Genomic DNA, 1,522 nt, shown 5'->3' on the forward strand with positions numbered 1-1,522 from the left:
CGACCGCGACGTGGCCCATCGGCATGCCGCCGGTGCCCGCGAAGGCCATGACCGAACCCACGACGGGCTCGGCGCCACGGTCGTAGAGCCCCTTGGCCTTGCCCCACCAGGTGTTGGCGTTGCCCCGGATCTCGACACCGCTGGCGTTGCGGGCGAAGGGCACGCACCAGACGCGCTTGCCGGCGTTCTGGAGTTCCTTCACCTCGCGCAATGCCATGGCGCGACGATCGAGGTCGATGCCGGCGGAGGACGCATAGGTGATGTCAGGCGACTTGGTCGAGCAGGCCGCAGTGGCCAGCAGCAAAGCACAGAGTACCGGCAGGCAAAGGCCAGCCTTGCGGACACGGGTCACGCGCATATTGTCCCTCGAAAGTCTATTCTGCCCTGCCCCGTTGTTGCCGGAGCTGACACAGACTTTTGACCATTCGTTTACCAATGCAAAGAGGGTCGTGTTGGAACCGGCAGAAATCCGCCAATCCCCTTGATCTGGATGTCAGATTGCAATGCGGGCGGATCAGGAATGCTCTTCCGCCGCGGTCGCGGCGAGCGCCCGGTTGTAGGCCTTGAGCGCATCGACGTGGAAGAGCGCGCCCTGCAGCACCGGGGACTGGTCCTCGCCCTCGAGCGTCACCACCGGCAGGAAGGCGACCCCGGACTTGTCGAAGCGCGGCAGCGCGGTCTCGAGCGTGGCGGATTGCGGCACGTAGAGCCCCTGCGCGATCATCCGGTGGCAAGCCTCCTCGTCGGCGGCGCCCTCGGTGCCGGGCCGGCGCATGACGCCGGTGACGCGGAACATCGCCAGCAGGTAGGCCTGCGGGCCGGCCGCGAGGTGGACGTGGCGCCGCTCGAGCTGGGTGAGGAAGAAGCTGCGGTGCACGAGCCGCGAGGCGAGCGCGGTGGACATCGAGACCGACACCATCACCGCAAGCCCGGTCTGCCAGTCGCCGGTGAGCTCGAAGACGATGAGCGTGGTCGAGATCGGCGCGCCCAGCACCGCCGCCGCCACCGCCCCCATGCCCGCCAGCGCGTAGAGCGTGAAGGCCGAGCTCTGCTCGGGGAAGATGCCGGTGGCGATATGGGCGAAGGTGAGCCCGGTCAGCGCCCCCACCATGAGCGAGGGCGAGAACACCCCGCCGCCCATGCGTCCGGCCATGGTGATCGAGACCGCGGCGACCTTGACGGCGGTGAAGACGAAGGCCTGCGTGAGCCCGAGATTGCCGGTCAGCGCCCGCGACGTGGTCTCGTAGCCCACGCCGATGATATGCGGAAACCGGATCGCCAGCGCCCCCAGAAGCAGCCCCGCCACCGCCGGTCGCAGCCAGTGCGGCAGGCCGAGGCGCTTCTGGATGCGGCCCCCGAAATCGTCCGACCAGAAGATCGCCCGCATCATCAGCGCCGCCACCAGCCCGCAGACCAGCCCCATCAGGAAGAAGGCGGGCAGCTCGAGGTAGAACTCGACGGTGGTGGTGCCGGGCAGCAGGAACTCGGTCACGTCACCGAAGGCCAGCCGGTTGATCACCGT

At 68.2% G+C, this 1,522-nt stretch carries 2 protein-coding genes; both read right to left on the minus strand.

Annotated elements, in window-relative coordinates; genetic code table 11:
* Window positions 1-358, minus strand: a 358-nt coding sequence (locus HC022_RS26300; RefSeq protein ID WP_167454348.1) for a CHAP domain-containing protein, incomplete at its 3' end; no start/stop codon positions are given.
* A 156-nt stretch (window positions 359-514) separates the two neighbouring features.
* The coding region (locus HC022_RS26305) for a chloride channel protein (RefSeq protein WP_167454349.1) at window positions 515-1,522 on the minus strand (1,008 nt) is incomplete at its 5' end.

The organism is Salipiger sp. HF18 (assembly GCF_011806505.1).
Classification (GTDB): domain Bacteria; phylum Pseudomonadota; class Alphaproteobacteria; order Rhodobacterales; family Rhodobacteraceae; genus Salipiger; species Salipiger thiooxidans.